The organism is Paenibacillus sp. FSL A5-0031, from assembly GCF_001956295.1.
Classification (GTDB): Bacteria; Bacillota; Bacilli; order Paenibacillales; family Paenibacillaceae; genus Pristimantibacillus.
In genome coordinates, this window is sequence record NZ_MRTD01000002.1 from 39,133 (window position 1) to 61,862 (window position 22,730).

The window sequence follows — 22,730 nt, forward strand, 5'->3', positions numbered from 1 at the left end:
AGACCTAACTTGTTCAGAAATTGTATAGTACTGTTCTATAGAATAAGAACTATGTTGGAATAGATCGTAATATGCCGAAATCGTGTACGGTTATCATGCATTTTTAACCAAAAATGCCATCAAGCACTCCTACCTCTCTGTCAGGTCGGCGCTTTTCTCGCAAAGCACCCTTATATACATAACTCCCCCAACTAACAGCAGGCCGATCACTACATGAAGCTCATTTTAATAAAGAAAGGAATGATGTTTTGCTGCTAGCTCCAAATAACTAGAAATAAATGAATACTCGAGCATTTTAAGATGGAGGATACCAAGAAATGAGAAAAAAGACAACCGCACTCATGATCGCTTTTTTGCTAATTTTTCAATACGTAAACTTTGCCGGTGTTTTGAAGCCGGTAGAGGCAGCTGCTATTTCTACCAACCTTATTACCAAAATGCAGCTGACGGATAAAGAAAAGCCAAGTACAGTCATCGCATCTGTTTATAATTCAGTATACTATGTTAACCCTGATATTCGTGTAGAGCTTGGTCAGGTACTCACTTTAAACTACGATTGGGAGCTTCCTGCAGGTCATACCTATCAAAAAGACGATGTGTTTGAGTTCGAACTGCCCGCTCAATTTGAAATGTACAGCGGCAATCTTACTGAAAGACCGCTGCAAGGCGCTGATCCTAGCGTAGGAACATATAAGGTAACTGGAAAAACCGTTACGCTTAAGTTTAACGAGGAGATTAACGACGGCACACCTGTTTCTGGTTCCCTAAGCTTTTGGAACTATTTTACGAAACAAAGCGTCGGCAACCAAACAGAAGTACCTATTAAATTTAATATCGGCGATACCATCACCATTCCGATTGCACCTAAAGGTGTGACATCTCCAATTAGCAAAAAGGGAACACCGGATAAGAGCTTTAATGCTGAGAATATCACTTGGACAGTTGATGTGAACAAGGATCTCAAAAAAGTTAAAGGAGCCGTTGTCACCGATACGATTCCTGCTGGTCTGACTTTCACGCCAGGCTCGCTGAAGGTTTACAAAATGACTTCAGACACCGATGGTGTCCTGTCTAATCCAATACTACAAAATGCACCTGCTGACTATCAAGTGACTGCACCCGCTTCACCTGATAATAAATTGCAGCTAGACTTAGGAAATATAAATTCGGTTTATCGCATTGTATTTGATACAGCAGTTACCGACATTACAAAAGCAAACTTCAAAAATACCGCTACATTAAAGGGCAGCAATATTACCGATGTTTCTGCTTCAGACACGATAACGAACAGCCGCGGCAAACTGCTTGAGAAATCAGGTACATATAATGAAGCTGCTCAAGTCATCGATTGGACCATTAAATACAATTTTGGCGAAGATACGATAGCAAGCGCTGTTTTGACTGATTTGTTCGATAAAGGCCATGAGCTTGTACCAGGTTCCATTAAAGTATTCCCTGTGGCCGATCCGGTTGCTGGCACGCCAGGAACTGAAATACCGTCGACTGACTATACTCTGGACTATGATGTAAGCAGTCATCCCAAAAATCAAAACACCAAGAACGGTTTTAAGCTGTCCTTCAATAACCCAATCACTGGCGCTTATAAAATAACGTACCAAACCAAGCCAGCTGGCAATTTGTATGACGATAAAGCAATTAAAAATACGGTTTATTCGGATAGTAAAGAATCCAATACGGTCACCGTAGATGTTAAGCAGCACTTTTTGCATAAAACAAATAGTAATGCTAACTACAAAGATAGAACGATAGACTGGAATGTTGAAATCAATAGAGACAAATATAATTTGTTTGGTCTGAAATTTGAAGATACTTTCGTCAGCGGCGGCTTAAAGCTTGTACCTGGCACCTTGGTCGTCAAGCAAAATGGTATTGTCGTGAATAGTCCGCTTTATACCATCACGTATGATCCAGCCGGTGCAACTGACACTACAAACGGCTTCAAAATCAATTTTCCAGATGGCGATGCTACCTACACTATCACATATACAACAAAGTATGACTATACAGATGGAGCATATTTCTCTAATACAAATTTCTCTTTCAAAAATACGGGCAAACTGATCTGGAAAGAGACTGCTGTTGGATCAGAGAAAAATCAATCCGAAACGTCAACTTTTACGCCTAATAAGAACACACAGGATAACGGCTATAAGAATGGCAGCTATAATGCCACAGACAAAAAAATTACATGGAACATTGGCATTAACTACAATAGCAAAACGATTGCCAATGCCGTCGTAACAGATACGCTGGAATCGGTACAACAGCTCGTGGCTGGATCGATTGAAGTACGCAAGCTGACTGTCAACAGCAATGGCTCTACGACCCCTGGTGCACTCGTTGTTCCAACAGGCAATTACAGCGTTGTACTTCCAACGACCGCCAACAATAACCAATGGCAGATTGCATTTACTAATCCAATTACTGAGCCTTACCTCATCACATTCAAAACGGATGTGGATGGAAAAGTGCTTGGCGCAACGGAAAAAACAATTAACAATCATGCTTATTTAAGCGGTACTGGTTATACAACGAAGGATCTTACTGCTTCCGTGACGATACCAAAAGCCGGTGAATATGTTTTCAAAGAAGGTCAGCAAAACGATGACTCCGTCAATTGGACGATTTATATTAACCGCGGTCAGTCCACTGTTGACGAAGCAAAAATTTATGATGTGCCTAGCAAAAAACAAACGCTTGTCAAAGAATCATTTAAGCTCTATCTTACAAGCGTAAATAGCAACGGCAATGTAACCAAAACCGGTTCGGCTATTAGCCCTACAGATCCGGTTCATGGCTATAAACTAACCTTCAAGGAAAATACGGATCCAGCTATTTCAAGCGATGAGACATTTGAGCTCAGCTTCAACAATGAAATATCCAAGCCTTATATTCTTGAATACCAATCCATTATTGATGCTAAAGACAAAGAAACCATTTCAAATACGGTTACTTTCACTGGTGCTGGAGGTATTTCCAAGCCCGTTGACAATGCGACAGAGGTGAAAATAGCATTATCCGGCGGAGAAGGCACTGGCAGTATCTATAAAGGCGATTTAAAGGTAGTTAAAGTTGACAAAGATGATCCAACGCTCAAGCTGTCCGGCGCTGTTTTTGAACTAACTCGCAATTCGACCGGCGGCGTAATCGCACCATCTAAAAACGCTAATGGCGAGCTTGAATATAACGGCTTGCGTTACGGTAAATACACTTTGAAAGAGAAAAGTGCACCAGCTGGCTACGCAATTGATGGTACAGGCATCTACGAGGTAACGATCAATTCAACGACCGTTCCTGTCGTGAAGGAAATCAAAAATGCGAAGCTTTTAGGCAGCTTGGAAGTAACGAAAGTTGACTCTGCTAATGCAGCAACTGTTCTGGCCGGTGCGACGTTCGAGCTTTTCAATAGCGCGAATGTAAGCCAAGGTACGCAAACAACAGCCGCAAACGGCAAAGCAACTTTCACTGGCCTTCCATATGGCAGCTATGTACTGAAAGAAGTTTCAGCACCTGCCGGCTATAGCATCATCGGAAACGGTGAAGTGAATGTTACGATTAATGCTTCTGTTGTTACGAAACAAGTGGGAAATACAAAGCTATTTGGTACTTTGGAAGTCACTAAAGTAGACAGCGCAAATCCTGCAATCGTTCTTTCAGGAGCAACATTCGAGCTGTTCAACAGTGCCAATGTAAGCTTGGGTCAAAAGACGACAGACACTAGCGGCAAAGTATCTTTTACTGGCCTTTCTTACGGCACTTATGTACTTAAAGAAGTTTCAGCACCTTCAGACTACAAAATAATGGGCAGCGGCGAAGTGAATGTGACCATTAATGCAGCTGTAGTATCTGAAAAAGTGAAAAATGAAAAGCTAGAAGGCAGCCTTGAAGTAACCAAGGTAGACAATGATCATACGTCAACTGTTCTTGCCGGAGCTACGTTCGAGCTTTTCAATAGCGCTAATGTAAGCATGGGCAAACAAACGACGGCTGCAAACGGAAAAGCAGTATTCACGGCTCTTCCTTACGGCAGCTACGTGCTGAAGGAAATCTCGGCACCCTATGGCTACAGCATCATCGGCAACGGTGAAGTAAATGTTACGATTAATGCGTCTACTGTATCAAAAGAAGTTAAAAATATTCAGCTGCTCGGAACCTTGGAGTTAACGAAAGTAGACAATGATAATACTGCCATTGTCCTTGCTGGAGCTACATTTGAGCTATTCAACAACGCCAATGTCAGCCTAGGCAAAAAGACAACGGATTCAACCGGCAAACTATCTTTCACTGGTCTTCCTTATGGCAGCTACGTGCTGAAAGAAATCTCAGCGCCTGTCAACTATGGCATCATCGGCAGCGGTGAATTAAGCGTTGTGATTAATGCCTCTATTGTAAGCAAAGAAGTGAAAAATGCTAAGCTGCTCGGAACCTTGGAAGTCACTAAAGTAGATTACGATAATACTACGGTCGTTCTTGCTGGTGCTACGTTTGAGCTATTCAACAGCGCTAATGTAAGCTTAGGCAAACAAACAACGTCTTCTAGCGGTAAAATATCGTTCACAGATCTTCCTTACGGCAGCTATGTGCTGAAGGAAATCTCAGCTCCATCCGGCTACAGCATGATTGGCAATGGCGAAGTAAACGTTACGATCAATGCGCCTGCTGTATCAAAAGAGATCAAAAATACAAGAGATCCTCTTGGCAGGTTGGAAGTAACCAAAGTAGACAGTGCGAATATAACAATCGTTCTTGCTGGCGCTACCTTTGAATTGTACAGCAGCTCTAATGTGAGCTACGGCAAACAAACGACGGCTGCAAATGGCAAAGTAACCTTCACCGGACTTCCTCTTGGAAACTATGTATTGAAGGAAATCTCAGCACCTGCTGGTTACAGCATAATCGGCAGCGGCGAAGTAAGTGTCACCATTAATTCTATATCGGGAAATTCGGTCACGGTTAAAAACAACAAAGTAATCGTGCCAACACCGACGCCAACGATAGCACCGACACCGACACCAAAACCAACAACTACGCCGAAGCCGACAACAACACCAGTTGCGACGCCTGCGCCGACTACTTCTACAGAAAAGGAAGTTACGGAAGTAGACAAACCAGTTGAAGGTGAAGTGGAAGTCCCTGATGGCAGCGTGCCTGTTGGAGGCGTAAAGCCTGATCATGGTAAAGTTGTCATTACACCAGATGGAAAATGGGTTTACACTCCTGACCCTGGATTTAAAGGAAAAGATACATTCTCTATCATCGTTAAAGATAAAGATGGCAATGAAGAAGAAATCTTCTTCGAAATCGATGTAGAGGAACCGCCTCGCGGCGGAATCACAACACCAGACGTACCGGTATTGCCTAAAACAGGCGAGAACAGCTACCTGCTTATGCAGCTGCTCGGCCTAGCAATGATCGTTGTTGGTGTATCGACAATTGTGGTCAAAAGAAGAACAAGACGCTAAGTGACTAAAACGATGCAAAAAAGGTGAATCAGGAACATCCTGATTCACCTTTTTGTTATTTCGAGCCTTTTTATTTCGAGCTATAACTAGCTGTCCATTCTCTCCGCCTGCGCATCGCGCCGATTAGAAGCATGATAGCTGCGCAGCAGCTGCAGCAAGGACGCTGGCCCAGCCGATGCATAATAGTTGGCTTGTTCATCGGGAGCTAGAATGACCCCGAGCTGATGGTGCTCACCAGCAAATCGCGCCCGTTGCGCAAATTTTAATTCGCCTTCAAGATTTAATACTTCCAGCTTGCAAAATGCGGAGTTTTGAACAAGCGCTTCATAAAGGTCTTCTTTTGTCCGCACACGCACACCATTAACCTTGTGCAAAATCTCGCCTGTCAAAAGCCCCATTAATGCCGCTGGAGTGCCAGGCACGATTCCTAATATTCGCAGCCCGCGTGAGTCATGCACATATAATGGCGATAAAGCCGCTTCTCTCGCCCGGCTTCTCCATATAATGGCCTCATGCAAAAGCAGTGAAACCAGTGCAGCAAGCGGCAGCAGCATAGGCTGCCACCAAGCCAGAATTGCTGCGCCAGCTAAGCATATGCTGTACAGCAGCAGCCCTTTCGAGGCATGCTTCGCTTTCTCACGCGGCAATAAAGAACGTGTCATTTCCGTAAATCCGATAATCATAGGCAACGCTACAAACGACCAGCCTTGCGACCAATCTGCTCCAAATAATGGTGTCCACGGCAATGCCGTCATAGATGATCCGCTCGCCCCTGTCGGTACCAGCATAAGCAGCGGAACTGGCCAAAAGCCCTGCAGCATATAGCCGCCAACGAGCTTTCCACGTTTACCCTCAAGAAATAATGGCGTCGATAATCGATCACCTTGCCAGCGAACAAGAACGGCTTCTGCAAGATGAAGCAGCGCAACGAGCACAAGCAAACCAGCAGCATCAATACCTGCAAGGGAGACAGCCAATGACCCGAGCCAATCCGTCCGCTCCGTAAGCGTTGTCCACCCGAGCAGCCACTGAAGAAGAGTAATGACCCCTGCACTGTACGCAAAACATAAGTATCTAATTCGAATCAGCATTAAGATAGCCGCAACTGCCCAAAGCCATAGAACAGCTTCTCCAGTCAACGATACGCCAACGAATGCTCCTGCAATGGAAACCGCCACACCAATCAAAAGACCCGTTAACATCGCCTTAAAAACCAAGCTTGGCCAATGATGCAGCTTTACTGCAAACATCTGCCTCTCCACTCGTATTTGCCTTGTATACTGTAAAATGATGAATAACACCGCAATATAATAAAATGGCTGTGCAACTAATTGGACAGCCGCTTGCCCGAGCATTTCCAATAACTCGATCGCCGTTTCCAAAGCTAACACTCCTTCGCTCGTTCCCCATATCCTTATAAACATAAAAAAATAAAAGGCCGACCCTGTTAAACAGAGTCAACCTCTTATTCATTCGACATGCGCGTATTATTTCCTGCCTACAGCCTTAATTGCTTCAAGCAGCTGCTTATCATTCTTTTTATCCTGAATCCATTTAATGACTTCCTTCTCCAGCGTTTCACCCGTTTGCTTATCGACCTGTCCCGTGGCCGGCAAGCTATGCTCGGATTGGAATTTCTTAACGGCCTCTGCCGTCTCCGCTCCGAAGTAACCATCCTCACGCTTTGGTTGGTATCCAAGACCATGCAGCATAATTTGAACGCTCCGTACTTGTTCGCCCAGCATATCCTGCTTTAACGTTTCGGAAAGGGTAAGTCTTGCAACGGTATACAAATCCGGCGGCTGCACTGTAAGATCGGGTTTTATGCCATTTTCATGAATCCAATTGCCCTTAGGCGTTAACCATTTGGCTATGGTCATCTTGAGCAGGCTTCCATCGCCAAGCGCTTTGTTGTAGCTTACTTGCACAGTGCCTTTGCCAAAGGAGGTTTCGCCAACGAGCTTCGCTCCCGCGCTTTCCTGCAAAGCTCCTGCCAATATTTCCGATGCGCTTGCGCTCCCTTTATTCATAAGAACCGCTATGGGGTACGTTTTTTCTTGTCCCTTCGACAGCGTTTTTTCCCGGTTTCCTTCACGATCCTCTACCTGTACGACTGTCGTACCTTTGGCTAGGAAGGTTTGGGCTATCTCTACAACAACAGGAAGAACGCCCCCAGGATTGTTGCGTACATCAAGAACAAGCCCCTTCATCCCTTGCTCCTCCAGCTTCGCGAGCTCCTGCTTAAACCGCTCTGCCGTATGCAGTGAAAATTGTCTGATTTCAATGACGCCTGTACCGTCCGGCTGCAGGCTGCCATATACCGTTTCCACATCGATATCGTCGCGAATGAGCACGAGCTGGATCGGATCAGAAAAACCGACACGCTGTACTTGAATTTTCGCTTTGGTTCCTTTTGGACCACGAATCTTCGCTACCGCATCCTGCAAATTCAGTCCATCGAGCTTCGCGCCGTTAACCGAAAGCAAAATATCCTTCGCTAATAGGCCGGAACGTTCTGCCGGCGAGCCTTTAATCGGAGAAACGACGACAACACGTCCATTTTCAAGCGTAACCTCTGCTCCGATACCTGTAAACGAGCCTTCGATCGATTCCGAAAAGTGCTTAGCTACGTCCTTCTCCATGTAAACGGAATAGGGATCATCCAGCGACGACATCATTCCGCTTACAGCACCATCAAGCAGCTCCATGCGATCGACCTTCTGATAATATTTTGTTTCAATTAATTCCAGCACCGCATTAAGCTTCGTCAGCTCTTCTTTTTTAAGCCTGAAGCGATCACCGTCATCAGCTGCCGCTGCTGAAAGAGCAGGCGCTGCTGGCTTGTCCGGTTTAATCATTTGGTCCGCGATCGTTAGCGTAACGAGTACGGATGCAATCATCGTTAGCATAACGAACGCGAATACTGTCCGTCCTTTGAAATGCACCTGTCTACACCACCTTCTCATCTTACACGGTCTTAGATTTAAGACCACACTAGTATATGACAAGCCGCTTACAATTATTTGCATTATTCGGTAAAAATGATCACTTTATCATTTATTTTATGTTTGATTTTAAACAAGGCAGCCACAGGGGCTGCCTCTTGATGTATTTTATGAAAGATTGCCTATTTTAAATATCCGCCTGGATTAACAGGAGTTTGGTTTTTACGCACTTCAAAATGTAAATGTGGCCCCGTTGAATTGCCTGTACTACCAACCTCAGCAATTTTCTGGCCTTTCTTGACGGTTTCGCCTTTTTCAACTTTGATTCCACCATTACGAATATGTCCGTAAAGCGTCCACAAGCCATTACCATGGTCAATAATGACACAATTTCCGTAAGTGCTCCACTTTTGGGCAACGAGTACAACACCGTCTTCCGCTGCGAAAATATCTGTTCCCTGCGGTGCTGCAAAATCCGTTCCTGTATGGGTGTGTGTTTTACCTGTAATCGGATGAACCCGTGTGCCAAAGCTTGAGCTTACGCGATAGTTATCTCTAATCGGCATACCCAGCTTACCGCCCGTATACGGATTCGATATTTTGTTTTTCTCTGCATTCAACTTCGATACTTTCGCAGCAAGCGCCATAAGCAGCTCCTCTTGCTCCTTGCTGATGCCCTCGAGCTCCTCTAGCGTGGAGTCGATTTGTACCAGCTTATTATCCAGTTGTTTGATATTAGTATTGTAGCTGGCTATCATAACTTCTTTCTCTTGCTCTTTCTTCACTAAATGAGCTTCGTACTGCTCCAGCTTCTCATAAATCTTTTTCACTTCAGCAAATTGCTTCTCTACTTCTATTTTCTTCTGAGCAACAAGCTCCTTCTCTTCTCTTTGCTCCGCCAAAATATCCCGATCCTGCGACAGAATCGATTGAAGAGCATCGAATCGATCAATAAAATCTGTAAAGCTAGTCGCACTCAGTAGTACGTCCATATATGATACAAAACCGTTCGTATACATAAGACGCATGCGAGATTGCAGCAGCTCATCGCGTGTCACTACACGCTCTTCAGCTTGCTCCAGCTCAAGGCCGGTTTGCAGCAGTTCTTCTTCCTTCGCATCGCTTTGTGCTTGCATCTTTGTTTTGTTGATGACGACATTATCGATCTCTGCCATCAAATTAGCGATAGAAGCTTCCGCTTCTGTTTTTTTCCCAAGGATAGTTACCTTCTCATTCTCTGCTGTCTTAGCCTGATTATGAGCATTAGCGGCTTGGCGCTCAGCTTTAGCTGCGCGTTGCTCCGCTTCCTTCATTTCCGCCTTAGCGGCCGCTATTTGTTTCTTTATTTCGCTAAGAGAAGCAGCTTCTCCTCCTGTTGGTTGCATAACAAATACCGCAAGCATCATCGTAACTGTGAATAACAGCCATTTCCTCTTCTTCACTTTCGCATCCTCCTACACTTTCAAATACTTGCGTATCGAGATCGTGCTGCCCCAAATGCCGATTAATGTTCCGAGTACGATGAGCAGCGTGGCAGTCAGCATTCCTGACTCCTCTACCGTGACGAGCTTAATCATCATTAGCGATAATTCCATTTGCGTAAATTTCACAAGCTGTGAGTAACCTGCAAGCACAGCTACCGTTGTAATAACCGAGCTAATAATTCCAATCAGTGCACCTTCAATGAAAAACGGCCAGCGAATAAAAGAATTCGTCGCGCCAACCAGCTTCATAATGCCAATTTCTCTGCGTCTTGCGATAATGGTCATTTTGATCGTGTTCGAGATCAAGAACATTGCTGTTACGGATAGACCTACAACAACGACGATACCTATGTAACGCAAAGCATTTGTAATTTTGAAAAGAGTCTCCACCGTGCCTTGTCCATATTTGATTTTGGCAATCGGTATAAGCTCATCTGCTTTATTGATCGCATCGATCTGTTTTGCTGCATCCTCGATCGATTGCGGCTCATAAACCTCTACCGTAAACGAATCCGGCAGCGGATTTTTTTCCTTCTCATAACCATCCAGCAAATCCTTGTTCTCATCACCAAGGTTTTTACGAAGCAGCTCTAGTCCCTCTGCTTTAGACACAAATGTTACTTGCTTTACCTCTGTTAAATTGCCGATTTTGTTCTGAAGCTCTGTTATCTTCGCTTTGTCTACATTTAGCTGTAGGAACACGCGAATTTGCACTTGACTCTCGATCTGTGCCGCCATGGAATTGACGTTGAGTGCGAGCAATAAAAACACGCCAAGAATGAACAAGGATATAAATATCGAGCTTACTGAAGCAAACGACATCCAGCCATTTCTAATGATGTTTTTGGCGCCTTCTCGCAGATGACGGAGTATAGTTCTAAGCTTCATAGCCGTACTCCCCTCTAGCCTCGTCACGTACGATATTGCCGTTCTCGATTGCAATGACGCGCTTGCGTATGGAGTTAACGATATCTTTATTGTGGGTAGCCATTACGATGGTTGCACCGCGGAAGTTGATTTCCTCAAGCAAGTTCATGATGCCCAGCGACGTTTCAGGATCCAAGTTACCTGTGGGCTCGTCCGCTACGATAACAGATGGGTTATTTACAATCGCTCGTGCAATCGATACACGCTGCTGCTCACCGCCCGACAACTGTGCCGGCAGGCTTGCATGCTTATGCTTCAGTCCTACGAGCTCAAGCACCTCCATCGTTCGCCTCTTAATGACGCGGGTTGGGGCTTCTATAACCTCCATGGCAAATGCAACGTTTTCAAATACGGTTAATTTGGGTAATAGTCTAAAGTCCTGAAAAATAACGCCAATATTTCGTCGAACAAATGGGATTTTTCGCGGCTTCAACTTTCCTATATTAAATCCATTAACAGAAATCTGTCCTTTTGTTGGTACTTCCTCGCGATAGATCAACTTCATAAATGTTGACTTACCTGCACCAGATGGTCCTACTAGATAAACAAACTCGTTGCGATCTATACGAACAGAGACGCCTTTTAACGCATGCGTTCCGTCGGTGTACGTTTTCCATATGTCTTGCATCTCAATCACATTATCACATCCTGTTTATAGTCAGTACTACTATTTCGACAGTTTGTGCTGAATTCCTTCATAAGGAGCTCGCTTTCCTCATTTTTCACAAATCTCATAATCGAAGCAATTGTCGAATCAACCTCCTAGTACGTATTAGACAAAATTGCAGAGTAAGCCGCATATACATATAAGACTGCTTTTTTAACATATAAGCATTTATAAGTTTGTTAGCTTATAAAGGGCTTATATTTCACCGTCAAAACCGCTTCAGCGTCCTGAGGTCGCCGAAGGCGTTTTTGCTTGACACGCAGAAAGGAGTGATTCGTATCATAAAACGTATCCATATTGGCATTATCATCGCAGCATCGCTGCTTCTTATTGCAGCAGTAGGTTGGGGCTTTATTTGGAATTATGCACAGCAAAAAACAGTTCCTGATGGGGTTGATGCCGGCGGCATCGTTGTTGGCGGCATGCAAGTAACAGATGCCCTTAAGCTGCTTGAGGAATATGAGAGCTCGCTGCAGCAGCGCACCATCACCATTCATGCGGCTGCTAATGCTGGCGACAGCAAGCAGTGGACCGTAAACGAGCTTGGGTATAAAGCGGAATTCAAAACCATTCGCGAGGCATTATTGAAACTGGACGAAGGTGAAATATGGGATCGTGCCGTTTACCGCTATCAGTTCCCCAAGCAATATGAGCTCTCGCAAGCTTGGAATTCAGACGCCTTTGATGCCGCACTTCGCAAGCAGTGGAGCTGGATTGAAAAGAGTGCTACCAAAAATGCTGTCCGAAGGATCACAGATACCGACCAAGTCATCTACGAGCCGCATGTTGATGCTTTTCGCTTGGATACTGGAAAGCTTACCGATCAGGTAAATGATTGGGTTATCATAAAAAGGGAGAATATCGGAGCACCTGTTGAGAAGGCTTTTGAAGCTGAGCTGCCAATTACCGTCATTCATCCGGAAGTGACGCTTGAGAAATTGAAGGCTGAAGGCATTGAGCGAAAAATCATATCATTTTCCACTGATTTCAGGACGAGCGCAGAAGGACGTGCCCATAACGTGACTGTAACGGCAAAAACGCTCAATGATTGGGTGCTTGCGCCAGATGAAATATTTGATTATGACAAGCTCATTACGAGAGCAGAGGAATTATATGAGTATCGCGAGGCGCCCGTTATTTTGAACGGCAAGCTTGTTCCAGGTATTGGCGGCGGTATTTGCCAAGTCTCAAGTACACTTTATAACGCTATTCTTCGAGCAGGGCTAGAAATTGTTGAGCGGCGCAATCACTCTTTGCCGGTTGCTTATTTGCCTATTGGCCAAGATGCTACTTATGCAGGTGGTGCGATTAACTTTCGTTTCAAAAACACAACGGGCAAATATCTCATCATTCGCACCTCAGTAGATGATCGCAAACTGACGATCAAGCTGTTCGGTACGATGAAAGAAAACGAAAAATACGATATCGAATCGGTAACGCTCAAAACGATTGCCCCTGCCATTCAGGAGAAAACAAATTCTCGCCTATCGCCAGGCCAGAAGGTTACTGTAGAATCAGGAAAACAAGGTTTTGTGGTAGAAACATACCGTACATTTACGCGTGACGGCAAGGTTATCTCCCGTGACCGCTTGTCGCGCGATACGTACAAGGCTCAGCCAACCATCATCGAGGTTGGTCCAATGAAAGGCGGCCAGGGGCCGTCGGCAACGCCAACTCCGCCACAGCAAACGACAGAGCCGCTGCTTGAGGACGGCGTTTTTTAGGAGAACGGTGCAAGCAAAGTGCGGGCTGCTAACGAATACAGCAAAAAAAAGCAGTTCAGATCGCTGCCTCCAAGGCAACGCTGAACTGCTTTTTATTTTATAAACCTAAATTCGCTAAAGAGCGAAGTCCATTATCTGCTGCGTTCAAGATACTCGGTCACCCAAGCTGCAGTTTGCTCTAGAGCCACCTCTGCGCGACCAATCGCATCTTGCACTTGTGTTTTTGCTGTGCCGCCATAAACGTTACGTGCATTAACAACCTGTTCTGGTTGAAGCACGGCATAAATGCGATCATCGAACAACGATGAGAACTTTTTGAACTCTTCCAGCGTCAGGTCCAGCAAGTATTTGTTTTGCTCGATGCAATACAATACCGTTTTGCCGATAACCTCATGCGCTTGGCGGAAAGGCAAGCCTTTGCCAACAAGGAAGTCCGCAATATCTGTTGCGTTCGAGAAGTCCTGATTAACGGCTTGACGCATCCGTTCCTTGTTCACTTTCATCGTTGCGATCATTGGAGCGAACAGCTGAAGCGCGCCTTGCAGCGTCTTCACCGTATCGAACATGCCTTCTTTGTCTTCCTGCATGTCTTTGTTGTAAGCAAGTGGCAGTGACTTAAGAACCGTCAACAAGCCAACAAGGTCTCCATAAACGCGGCCCGTTTTACCGCGAACAAGCTCGGGTACGTCTGGGTTTTTCTTTTGCGGCATAATGCTGCTGCCTGTGCAGAATGCATCGTCCAGCTCAACAAAGTGGAATTCCGTGCTCGACCATAGGATGAGCTCCTCGCTAAGGCGCGAAAGATGCATCATAATGATCGCTGCGTCCGCAAGAAACTCAACAATGAAGTCACGGTCGCTTACCGCATCCAAGCTGTTTTCATATACGCGGTCAAACTTTAGCTGGCTCGCCACATAATGGCGATCGATTGGGAAGGTTGTCCCTGCCAAAGCGCCTGCTCCAAGTGGAAGTACATTGATGCGCTTGTAGCTATCCTGCAAACGCTCAATATCGCGTCCAAACATCGATACGTAAGCCATCAAATGATGTGCAAACAGGATCGGCTGCGCACGCTGCAAATGCGTGTAACCAGGTACAATGGTATCAATGTTAGCTTTTGCTTGCTCGATAAGTGCAGATTGAAGCTTATAAAGCATATCCACGAACTCGACAACGCGCTTGCGAAGCCATAAATGCATATCCGTCGCCACTTGATCGTTCCGGCTGCGTCCTGTATGCAGCTTGCCGCCTACAGAGCCAACATCGTCGATTAGCGTCTTTTCGATATTCATATGGATATCTTCGTCTCCGATTGAGAACTCGATATCATCACGTTTGATGCGTTGAAGGACGCGGTGCAGCCCGTCCTTAATCTTCTCAACGTCATCCAGCGGAAGAATACCTTGCTTGCCCAGCATCGTTACATGCGCCAGACTGCCTTGAATATCCTCTTCAGCGAGTTCCTTGTCGAACATGATTGATGCTGTGTATTCCTCTACCAATTGGTCCGTTTTTTTTGTAAAACGACCGCCCCATAATTTACTCACTGGTTCGTAACACTCCCTTGTAAACCTTATTTATTGCTAACTGCCGACGATACTTTTAGACGCAATGCGTTCAGACGGATGAAGCCAGTCGCATCCCCTTGATCGTATGCTTGCGTTGGATCAGCTTCCATCGTTGCAATATCAGGGTTGTACAAGCTCACTGGGCTTTGTACGCCTGCTCCGATAACATTTCCTTTGTACAGCTTCAAGCGAACAACGCCGCTCACATTTTTTTGCGATTCCGTCACAAGTGCTTGCAAAGCAAGACGCTCAGGCGCGAACCAGAAGCCGTTGTATACGAGCTGGCTATATTTTGCAATCAACGAATCACGAAGATGCATAACCTCGCGGTCCATTGTTAATGATTCCATTTTGCGGTGAGCTGTGAACAAGATTGTGCCGCCCGGTGTTTCGTACACGCCGCGGCTCTTCATGCCGACGAAACGGTTCTCAACCATATCAACGCGTCCGATGCCGTGCTTGCCGCCAAGCTCATTCAGCGTATCCATTACTTCTAGCGGGCTAAGCTCTTTGCCGTTAATAGCTGTGCAATTGCCTTCTGCAAAAGTAAGCTCAACATATTCTGCTTTATCCGGCGCGTTCTCAGGAGATACGCTTAGCACATACATGCTTTCGTTTTCTTCAGAGCTAGGATCGAACCAAGGATCTTCCAGCATGCCGCTCTCAAAGCTGATATGCAGCAGGTTGCGGTCTGTCGAATAAGGCTTCGCAGCAGACGCTGTAACTGGAATATTGTGTTTCTCTGCATAAGCGATCATTTCCGCACGACCCGGGAATTCTTCACGGAATGCTTCAAGGCGCCATGGCGCGATAACGCCGATCTCAGGAGCAAGTGCAGCAGCAGTCAGCTCAAAACGAACCTGATCGTTGCCTTTACCTGTAGCGCCGTGTGCGATATAAGCTGCGCCTTCTGCACGAGCGATATCAACCATACGCTTAGCGATAAGCGGACGGGCAATGGAAGTACCGAGCAAATATTGACCTTCATAAAGCGTTCCCGCTTGGAACATCGGGTAGATGAAGTCTTTGGCAAATTCATCGCGAAGATCGTCGATGTACACTTTAGAAGCGCCAGTTGCCAGTGCTTTTGCTTCCAAGCCGTCCAGCTCATCCTTTTGACCGATATCTGCTGTAAATGCGATGATTTCTGCGTCATAAGTTTCTTTCAACCATTTGAGGATAACCGAAGTATCCAAGCCTCCGGAGTAGGCGAGTACGATTTTTTCTTTTGCCATAGTATTGTTTTACTTCCCTTCGAATAAATTCATATATTTATAGCGTTTAAGCTAGGACATAATTGCTGCCATAATCGCTTTTTGTGCATGAAGACGGTTCTCTGCCTGGTCGAAAATAATCGAACGATCGCCGTCGATTACGCCTTCGCTCACTTCTTCGCCGCGGTGTGCAGGTAAGCAGTGCATGAAGAGATAGTCCTTCTTCGCATATTTTGTAATCGCCTCATTAACCTGATATGCCGCAAAAGCAATCTCGCGTTCCTTCTGCTCTGCTTCTTGCCCCATGCTCGCCCATACATCCGTGTACACGATATCAGCGTCAGCAATAGCTTCCTTCGGATCGCGGCAAATGTGAATTTGCGAGCCTGTCTCAGCAGCATGATCCTTCGTTTGCTGAATAATATCTGCATCCGGCTCGTAACCCTCAGGAGTCGCAACAGACATATGAAGGCCAAGCTTCGCAGCGCCCATCAACAGGGAATGAGTCATATTGTTGCCATCGCCGATATAGGCAATTTTCAAGCCTTCCAAACGACCCTTTTGCTCAAGAATGGTTTGGTAATCCGCAAGCGCTTGGCATGGATGTGAAAGATCCGTCAAACCATTAATAACCGGAATCGTCGCTCCACGAGCAAGCTCAACCACTTTGCGATGCGCAAATGTACGAATCATAATACCATCTAGATAACGGGACAACGTTTGGGCTGTATCCCAGATCGTTTCACCGCGACCGATTTGCAGATCATTTCCACTTAGGAATAGACCTTGACCGCCAAGCTGGTACATCCCAACTTCGAACGAAACGCGCGTACGTGTAGACGATTTTTCAAAGATCATGCCAAGCGTCTTGCCTTTTAAAATATGGTGAGTTTCGCCTGCTTTTTGTTTTTGCTTCAAATTAATCGCTAGGTCGATCAAGTAACGAATTTCCTCTGGCTTAAAATCAACCAGCATGAGAAAGTCGCGCCCCTTCAAGCTTTGCGCCAAATCCTCGTTTACTATTCCTTGCATGGTAGAGCCCTCCTTCAGCTTAAAACAATGTTCTAGCATTTATGATTTAACGACTGGTCGCTTCGCTTCCAATAGTTCGACTAATAACGCAACAGCAATATCAATTTCTTCATCCGTAACGAGTAAATTAGGCAATAGGCGGATGACATTGGGTCCTGCCGAAATCGCGATCAGACCACGTGTCTGAGCCTCGTTCAAAATATCGGCAATCGGCTCTGCGCATGCAATGCCTACTAGCAGGCCAAGTCCGCGAATCTCATGAACAAATTCATTTCCTGCAAGCTTCTCGCGAAGCTGCGAAATGAGATAACCACCCTTTTGCGCTGCGCGCTCCGATAAATTGTCTCCAACAATTGTCTCAAGAGTTGCCTTTACAACTGCTGTTGCAATCGGCGTTCCGCCGAAAGTTGAGCCATGACTGCCTGCCGTAAAGCCTTCACGAAGCTTTTCCTTTGCTGCCATCGCGCCAACGGGAAACCCGCTTCCAAGACCTTTCGCCATCGTGAAAATATCAGGCTCAATGCCGTAATGCTCATATGCGAACAGCTTGCCTGTACGTCCCATTCCTGTTTGAATCTCATCCACAATAAGAAGGATGCCTTGCTTCTCACATAACGCGACAAGCTCCTTCATATAGTCTGGATCCACCGGATAAATACCGCCCTCCGCTTGCACCATTTCCAGCATGACTGCTGCAGTCTGATCAGATACAGCCGCTTCCAGCGCAGCTAGATCGTTCAGTGGGATGGTTTTGAAGCCAGCCGGCAGCGGCGCAAAACCTTCCTTCACCTTATCCTGACCAGTTGCTGTAAGCGTAGCTAGCGTACGTCCATGAAACGATTGCTCAAAAGTAATAATTTCGAACCGACCATTGTTCAGTACCTTCTGATTGTAACGTCGTGCAAGCTTGATAGCCGCTTCGTTCGCTTCAGCGCCCGAGTTGCAGAAAAATACAGCATCCGCGCAGCTATTGTCGGTAATGAGCTTGCCTGCATCCGCTTGGTTCGGAATATGGAACAGATTTGATACATGCCACAATTCATCGAGCTGCTTAACAAGCGCTGCTTTGATTTGTTTAGGAGCATGCCCTAGATTTGTAACGGCAATACCGCTCATAAAATCAAGATATTTATTTCCTTTATCATCCCATAACCAACTGCCTTCACCTTTTACCAATGCCATTGGATATCTTGCATAGGTTGGAAAAAGAGATTGGTCAGTTGCAGCTGTTGCATTCGTTTCACTCATCGACCTTACACCCGCCCTTCATGGATTTGAACAATTCGTGTACCGACGCCGCCTTCGCGTACCGCCCTTGTCAGCACACCCGGCTCCTCGCCGCTTACGATTACGACTTCACGCACACGTCCTTGGATGCACTGAATGGCTGCGCGAACTTTTGGAATCATGCCGCCGTAAATCTCACCGCTCGTTATCATCTCTTCGATCTCAGCAACGGAAACAACAGGAAGCACCTGCTTCTGTCCATCTACTGTTTTGAGAATGCCGGGCACATCCGTTACAACGATCATTCGCTCTACTCCGAGATGGGACGCAACAGCGCCTGCAGCCGTATCCGCATTAATGTTGTAGCGCTGCCCTTGATCATCAATACCGATAGGTGCAATAACCGGAATGTAACCCATGCCCATAACACCTTCAATAATCTCAGCATTTACATCGGTTACGTCGCCAACAAAACCAATCTCGGCAGCATTCGCAACTGGCTGCGCTTGAATGAGCTTGCCGTCCACCCCGGATAGTCCGAGTGCCTTCGCGCCGTTGATTTGAATTTTACGCACAATTTCTTTATTGATACGCCCTGCAAGTACCATCTCAACGACGTCAAGCACAGCATCGTTCGTTACACGCAGACCATTAACAAATCCCGTCTCGATCCCCAGCTTACCAAGCGTTTCCGATATCGCTGGACCACCGCCGTGTACGATGACCGGAAGAACGCCAGAGAGCTGAAGCTCCCGCAACTCGTCAAAAAAGCTGTTAGGAAGCGCCGCTAGCGTACTGCCTCCGCATTTCATTACAAATCGTTGCTCCGTCACTGTTCCATACCCTCCAAGCATCTACTTTGCTTATGTCCGATATGCCGCATTAATGCGAACATAGTCATAGGTCAAATCGCAGCCCCATGCCGTTGCCGATCCTTCGCCATTATGTAAGTCAACGCGAATAACAACGGTATCGCCTTTCAAATATTCCAAGGCAACCTCTTCATCAAATACAACAGGACGGGATTGCTCAAGCGTCAAAATATCGCCAAGACGAATGTCCACTGTCTCCGGATTAACCGGCTGGCCTGCACGGCCTACTGCCGCAATAATACGTCCCCAGTTCGCGTCCGCTCCAAACACGGCCGATTTCACAAGTGACGATCCAATAACCGTCTTTGCAATCACTTGTGCTGAATCTTCGCTTACTGCACCGTTTACCTGTACCTCAACGAGCTTAGTTGCGCCTTCGCCATCACGCGCGATCGCTTTGGCAAGCACCTCACATACATGACGAATAGCCGCTACAAATGCTGCCCAGCCTTCGTGAGCTTCTGTCAGTTCCGAGTTGCCAGCAAGTCCACTTGCCATAGCCACCAGCATATCGTTCGTGCTTGTATCTCCATCAACGGTAATCATATTGAAAGTCAGATCCGTCGCAAGGCGCAGCACCTTCTGAAGCGCTTCGCTTCCAATGGCTGCATCTGTCGTTACGAATCCAAGCATCGTCGCCATATTCGGATGAATCATGCCCGAGCCTTTGGCTGCACCTGAGACATATACACGTTTGCCGTCTAGTTCAAGCTCGACGCATACCATCTTTTGAACCAAATCTGTCGTTAAAATCGCTTGGCAAAAATCATCCGCGCCTGTACGATTTCCATCCAGCTTAACAGGCAGGCCATCGATGCCTGCGCGTACTTTGTCCATTTTCAAAAGCTCGCCAATAACGCCCGTAGATGCTATGGCTACCTGTTCAGAAGATACGCCGATTGATTCCGCAAATCTAGAGCGCATTTCATATGCGTCCGCTTCGCCTTGCTTGCCTGTGCACGCATTCGCATTGCCGCTATTTACAAGCACAGCACGCAGGACGCCGCCAGCGCCGATACTCTCACGAGTTACTTGAAGCGGTGCAGCTTGAAATACATTCGTTGTATATACGCCCGCTGCTGCTGCTGGAACCTCGCATACGATCGCGCCAAGATCGTGACGCGTCGTTTTTTTGAGGCCACAGTGCAATCCACCTGCTTTAAAGCCTTGAGGCGTTGTTATCGAGCCGTCAGCGACGACCGAGAACAAGGCTGTTTTATCCTGTCCCATCGTAAAATCGTATCTCCTTCACCTGTATGAGTATGGTTATAAGATCAGTAGGAATGTCTTCGTTATTAATTAAGGATAAACGGGAACGAATTGCAAACCGAGCGTCTCGTCCCAGCCCATCATCAGGTTCAAGTTTTGAATCGCTTGACCCGCAGCGCCTTTAACCAGGTTGTCGATAACAGAAACGATAGTTACACGATTCGTACGCTCATCGACGGCAAAGCCGATATCGCAATAGTTGGAGCCCCAAACTTCTTTAGTAGACGGCCATTGTCCTTCTGGACGAATACGTACAAACTTACGTCCTTCATAGTAGGAACGATAGAGATCAATAAAATCGCTAGTGCTCCGCTCGCCTTGAACGACAGCATACATCGTAGACATAATGCCGCGCGTCATTGGTACGAGATGAGTTGTAAAGGTAGTCACAACCGGCTTGTTAGCCGTATGAGATAACACCATTTCAATTTCTGGAATATGTTGATGCTGATTTAGCTTATATGCTCTTAAATTTTCATTAAGTTCTGAATAATGAGTACCTAGCGACGCACCGCGGCCAGCACCGGAAACGCCTGACTTGGCGTCAATGATGATGGTAGACGGGTCAATCCAGCCTTCTTTGACAGCTGGGAGAAGCCCTAACAGCGTCGCAGTTGGGTAACAACCCGGATTAGAAATAAATGGAGCATCCTTCACTTGATCTCCATATATTTCAGCAAGGCCAAACACGGCTTGCTTCAAGTAAGCCTCATCCGCTGCTGGCTTCTTATACCACTGCTCGTATAAAGCTGGCGACTTCAAGCGGAAATCTCCTGATAGATCGATAATTTTCAAACCAACTTCAAGCAAAGCTGGAACCAGCTTAGCTGCTACGCCAGCAGGTGTAGCTAGAAATACAACATCTGCCTTTGCTTTAATCGCTGCAGGATCGACATCATCAAGCAGCTCTTCGCTAATGCCAATGAGGTGTGGATATCCTTCTGTTATTGACGTACCTGCGCTGGATGACGAAATGACCGATGTCACCTCTGCCAGCGGATGGGATGCGAGCAATCGAATGAGTTCTACACCGCCATAGCCAGTTGAACCGATAATCGCTATTTTCACCTTTATGCTCATGTTAATCTCTCCCCGAAACTAGATGCTGCAAGCTATCTTTCCCCTGCTATGCAGCTTCATCTATTGCTCTTTCCGCACGCGGAAAGGATGTTTTCTTCCACAACTTATAATTGTACAACATTCGGAAGTTGATGGAAATACGCACATTGTTTCGTATTATTATACATTCGAATTCATATTAATACAACGAACAATTGATGATAATTTTGCTCAATTTATGAATTGTTTGAGAGATGCTTTCAACATAACAAGAACAAATGTTCTCGTTTTATTTTAGCACAAAAAACTCGTTAATGGTATCGTTTGGATATTATTTTGTTAGCTGTCCAGCTTAAAGCCTTGGCCAATTACCTCTGCTGTATTGCTAATTATCACAAAACTGCCAGGATCAATAGACTTCACAATTTGTTTTAGCTTGGGCACCTCATTCTGACCGACTACTACCATTAATACCGTTCGCCCTACGCCAGTATATCCGCCATGACCATCAAGCCGCGTCAAACCACGGTCCAGATCATTCAGAATCGCTTCGGCAACATCATCCGAATGGTCGCTGATTATAAATGCTACCTTAGATAGCTGCAATCCGCTTTGTACAAAATCAATCGTCTTGCTTGTCACGAATAAACCGATCAAAGCGTATAGCGCAACCTCAGGAGAAATGATTATTCCAGCCGCTATAATGACGCAGCCGTCGAAACAAACGATCGCTAAGCTAAGCGGAAGGCCTGTGTAGCGATGTAAAATTTGCGCAGCTAAATCCAAGCCGCCTGTCGAAGCTCCTCCTCGAAAAACAAGTCCGAGCCCCAGACCAACCCCGATACCGCCATAAATAGCCGCAAGCAGCGGATTGTCCGTAGGTGATGGCCAGCCATTTGACAGCAGCACAAATAGAGGCAAAATAATCGATCCTAGCGCTGTTTTTGCGCCAAATCGTTTGCCAAGCAGCCACAAACCCGCGATAAACAGCGGTATATTAATCGCCCATTGCGTGACAGCAGGAGTAATGCCTGCTGCTCTTTGGACGAGAATAGATATACCCGATACGCCCCCAGAAGCGATTCCATTGGGTACCATGAACATATTGAAGCTAATCGCTACGATAGCTGAACCAATCAGAAGCTGAACAATATTCCATACGGATTGGGTTCGCGGACTATAACTGCGTCCACCTTTTCTCCGCTTCGCCGTGCTTTCTTTCATCCCTTTTTATCTCCTCGCAAGCCGATTATCGCAAA

15 protein-coding genes are annotated in these 22,730 nt (G+C 46.1%); 2 read left to right on the plus strand and 13 right to left on the minus strand.

The genetic code is table 11. From position 1 onward, the window contains the following. Window positions 1-317 precede the first annotated feature (317 nt). On the plus strand, window positions 318-5,483 hold the full coding sequence (locus tag BK120_RS03730; protein WP_076266163.1) for a SpaA isopeptide-forming pilin-related protein: 5,166 nt from the start codon (window positions 318-320) through the stop codon (window positions 5,481-5,483). Window positions 5,484-5,569: 86 nt separating this feature from the next. On the opposite strand, the gene BK120_RS03735 is transcribed toward BK120_RS03730, so the two are convergent. From BK120_RS03735 to ftsE, 5 genes are all read right to left on the minus strand, one after another. Then, the gene (locus BK120_RS03735) at window positions 5,570-6,865 is read right to left on the minus strand and encodes a PDZ domain-containing protein (protein WP_076266164.1); all 1,296 of its coding nucleotides are present in this window, start codon (window positions 6,863-6,865) and stop codon (window positions 5,570-5,572) included. 105 nt (window positions 6,866-6,970) lie between these two features. Further along, window positions 6,971-8,428: a S41 family peptidase gene (locus tag BK120_RS03740; protein ID WP_256710787.1), complete on the minus strand. Its 1,458-nt coding sequence runs from the start codon at window positions 8,426-8,428 to the stop codon at window positions 6,971-6,973. Between the two features lie 182 nt (window positions 8,429-8,610). Beyond that, the gene (locus tag BK120_RS03745) at window positions 8,611-9,870 is read right to left on the minus strand and encodes a murein hydrolase activator EnvC family protein (protein WP_256710788.1); all 1,260 of its coding nucleotides are present in this window, start codon (window positions 9,868-9,870) and stop codon (window positions 8,611-8,613) included. Between the two features lie 12 nt (window positions 9,871-9,882). Further along, window positions 9,883-10,800 (minus strand): permease-like cell division protein FtsX, encoded by a 918-nt coding sequence (ftsX, locus tag BK120_RS03750; protein WP_076266166.1) that lies wholly within the window; start codon window positions 10,798-10,800, stop codon window positions 9,883-9,885. Further along, the gene (ftsE, locus tag BK120_RS03755; RefSeq protein ID WP_076266167.1) at window positions 10,790-11,476 is read right to left on the minus strand and encodes a cell division ATP-binding protein FtsE; all 687 of its coding nucleotides are present in this window, start codon (window positions 11,474-11,476) and stop codon (window positions 10,790-10,792) included. Before ftsE ends, ftsX begins: the two co-directional genes overlap by 11 nt. Before the next feature lie 278 nt (window positions 11,477-11,754). On the opposite strand from ftsE, the gene BK120_RS03760 reads away from it, so the two are divergent. Beyond that, on the plus strand, window positions 11,755-13,230 hold the full coding sequence (locus BK120_RS03760) for a VanW family protein (RefSeq protein WP_179089741.1): 1,476 nt from the start codon (window positions 11,755-11,757) through the stop codon (window positions 13,228-13,230). 131 nt (window positions 13,231-13,361) lie between these two features. Here the strand turns inward: BK120_RS03760 and argH are convergent, their stop codons facing one another. From argH to BK120_RS03800, 8 genes are all read right to left on the minus strand, one after another. Beyond that, on the minus strand, window positions 13,362-14,777 hold the full coding sequence (gene argH / locus BK120_RS03765; RefSeq protein WP_076266168.1) for an argininosuccinate lyase: 1,416 nt from the start codon (window positions 14,775-14,777) through the stop codon (window positions 13,362-13,364). Window positions 14,778-14,803: 26 nt separating this feature from the next. Continuing rightward, window positions 14,804-16,033, minus strand: a complete 1,230-nt coding sequence (locus BK120_RS03770; protein WP_076266169.1) for an argininosuccinate synthase — start codon at window positions 16,031-16,033, stop codon at window positions 14,804-14,806. A gap of 51 nt (window positions 16,034-16,084) precedes the next feature. Beyond that, on the minus strand, window positions 16,085-17,044 hold the full coding sequence (gene argF / locus BK120_RS03775) for an ornithine carbamoyltransferase (protein WP_076266170.1): 960 nt from the start codon (window positions 17,042-17,044) through the stop codon (window positions 16,085-16,087). Window positions 17,045-17,083: 39 nt separating this feature from the next. Continuing rightward, a complete protein-coding gene (locus tag BK120_RS03780) occupies window positions 17,084-18,292 on the minus strand; it encodes an acetylornithine transaminase (RefSeq protein WP_076266171.1) in 1,209 nt (402 codons plus the stop codon). Window positions 18,293-18,297: 5 nt separating this feature from the next. After that, the gene (gene argB, locus BK120_RS03785) at window positions 18,298-19,083 is read right to left on the minus strand and encodes an acetylglutamate kinase (RefSeq protein WP_256710813.1); all 786 of its coding nucleotides are present in this window, start codon (window positions 19,081-19,083) and stop codon (window positions 18,298-18,300) included. Between the two features lie 51 nt (window positions 19,084-19,134). Further along, window positions 19,135-20,373 (minus strand): bifunctional ornithine acetyltransferase/N-acetylglutamate synthase, encoded by a 1,239-nt coding sequence (gene argJ, locus BK120_RS03790; RefSeq protein WP_076266173.1) that lies wholly within the window; start codon window positions 20,371-20,373, stop codon window positions 19,135-19,137. A 69-nt stretch (window positions 20,374-20,442) separates the two neighbouring features. Then, a complete protein-coding gene (argC, locus tag BK120_RS03795) occupies window positions 20,443-21,492 on the minus strand; it encodes an N-acetyl-gamma-glutamyl-phosphate reductase (protein WP_076266174.1) in 1,050 nt (349 codons plus the stop codon). A 318-nt stretch (window positions 21,493-21,810) separates the two neighbouring features. Next, the gene (locus BK120_RS03800; RefSeq protein ID WP_076266175.1) at window positions 21,811-22,695 is read right to left on the minus strand and encodes a YitT family protein; all 885 of its coding nucleotides are present in this window, start codon (window positions 22,693-22,695) and stop codon (window positions 21,811-21,813) included. Window positions 22,696-22,730 lie beyond the last annotated feature (35 nt).

What these genes read in the sequence shown, in the direction of transcription:
- BK120_RS03730 (WP_076266163.1), top strand. Translation starts at nt 318, where the DNA reads ATGAGAAAAAAGACAACCGCACTCATGATCGCTTTTTTGCTAATTTTT.
- BK120_RS03770 (WP_076266169.1), bottom strand. Translation starts at nt 16,033, where the DNA reads ATGGCAAAAGAAAAAATCGTACTCGCCTACTCCGGAGGCTTGGATACT.
- argB (WP_256710813.1), bottom strand. Translation starts at nt 19,083, where the DNA reads ATGAAATGCGGAGGCAGTACGCTAGCGGCGCTTCCTAACAGCTTTTTT.
- BK120_RS03780 (WP_076266171.1), bottom strand. Translation starts at nt 18,292, where the DNA reads ATGAGTGAAACGAATGCAACAGCTGCAACTGACCAATCTCTTTTTCCA.
- argC (WP_076266174.1), bottom strand. Translation starts at nt 21,492, where the DNA reads ATGAGCATAAAGGTGAAAATAGCGATTATCGGTTCAACTGGCTATGGC.
- ftsX (WP_076266166.1), bottom strand. Translation starts at nt 10,800, where the DNA reads ATGAAGCTTAGAACTATACTCCGTCATCTGCGAGAAGGCGCCAAAAAC.
- BK120_RS03800 (WP_076266175.1), bottom strand. Translation starts at nt 22,695, where the DNA reads ATGAAAGAAAGCACGGCGAAGCGGAGAAAAGGTGGACGCAGTTATAGT.
- argF (WP_076266170.1), bottom strand. Translation starts at nt 17,044, where the DNA reads ATGCAAGGAATAGTAAACGAGGATTTGGCGCAAAGCTTGAAGGGGCGC.
- argJ (WP_076266173.1), bottom strand. Translation starts at nt 20,373, where the DNA reads ATGGGACAGGATAAAACAGCCTTGTTCTCGGTCGTCGCTGACGGCTCG.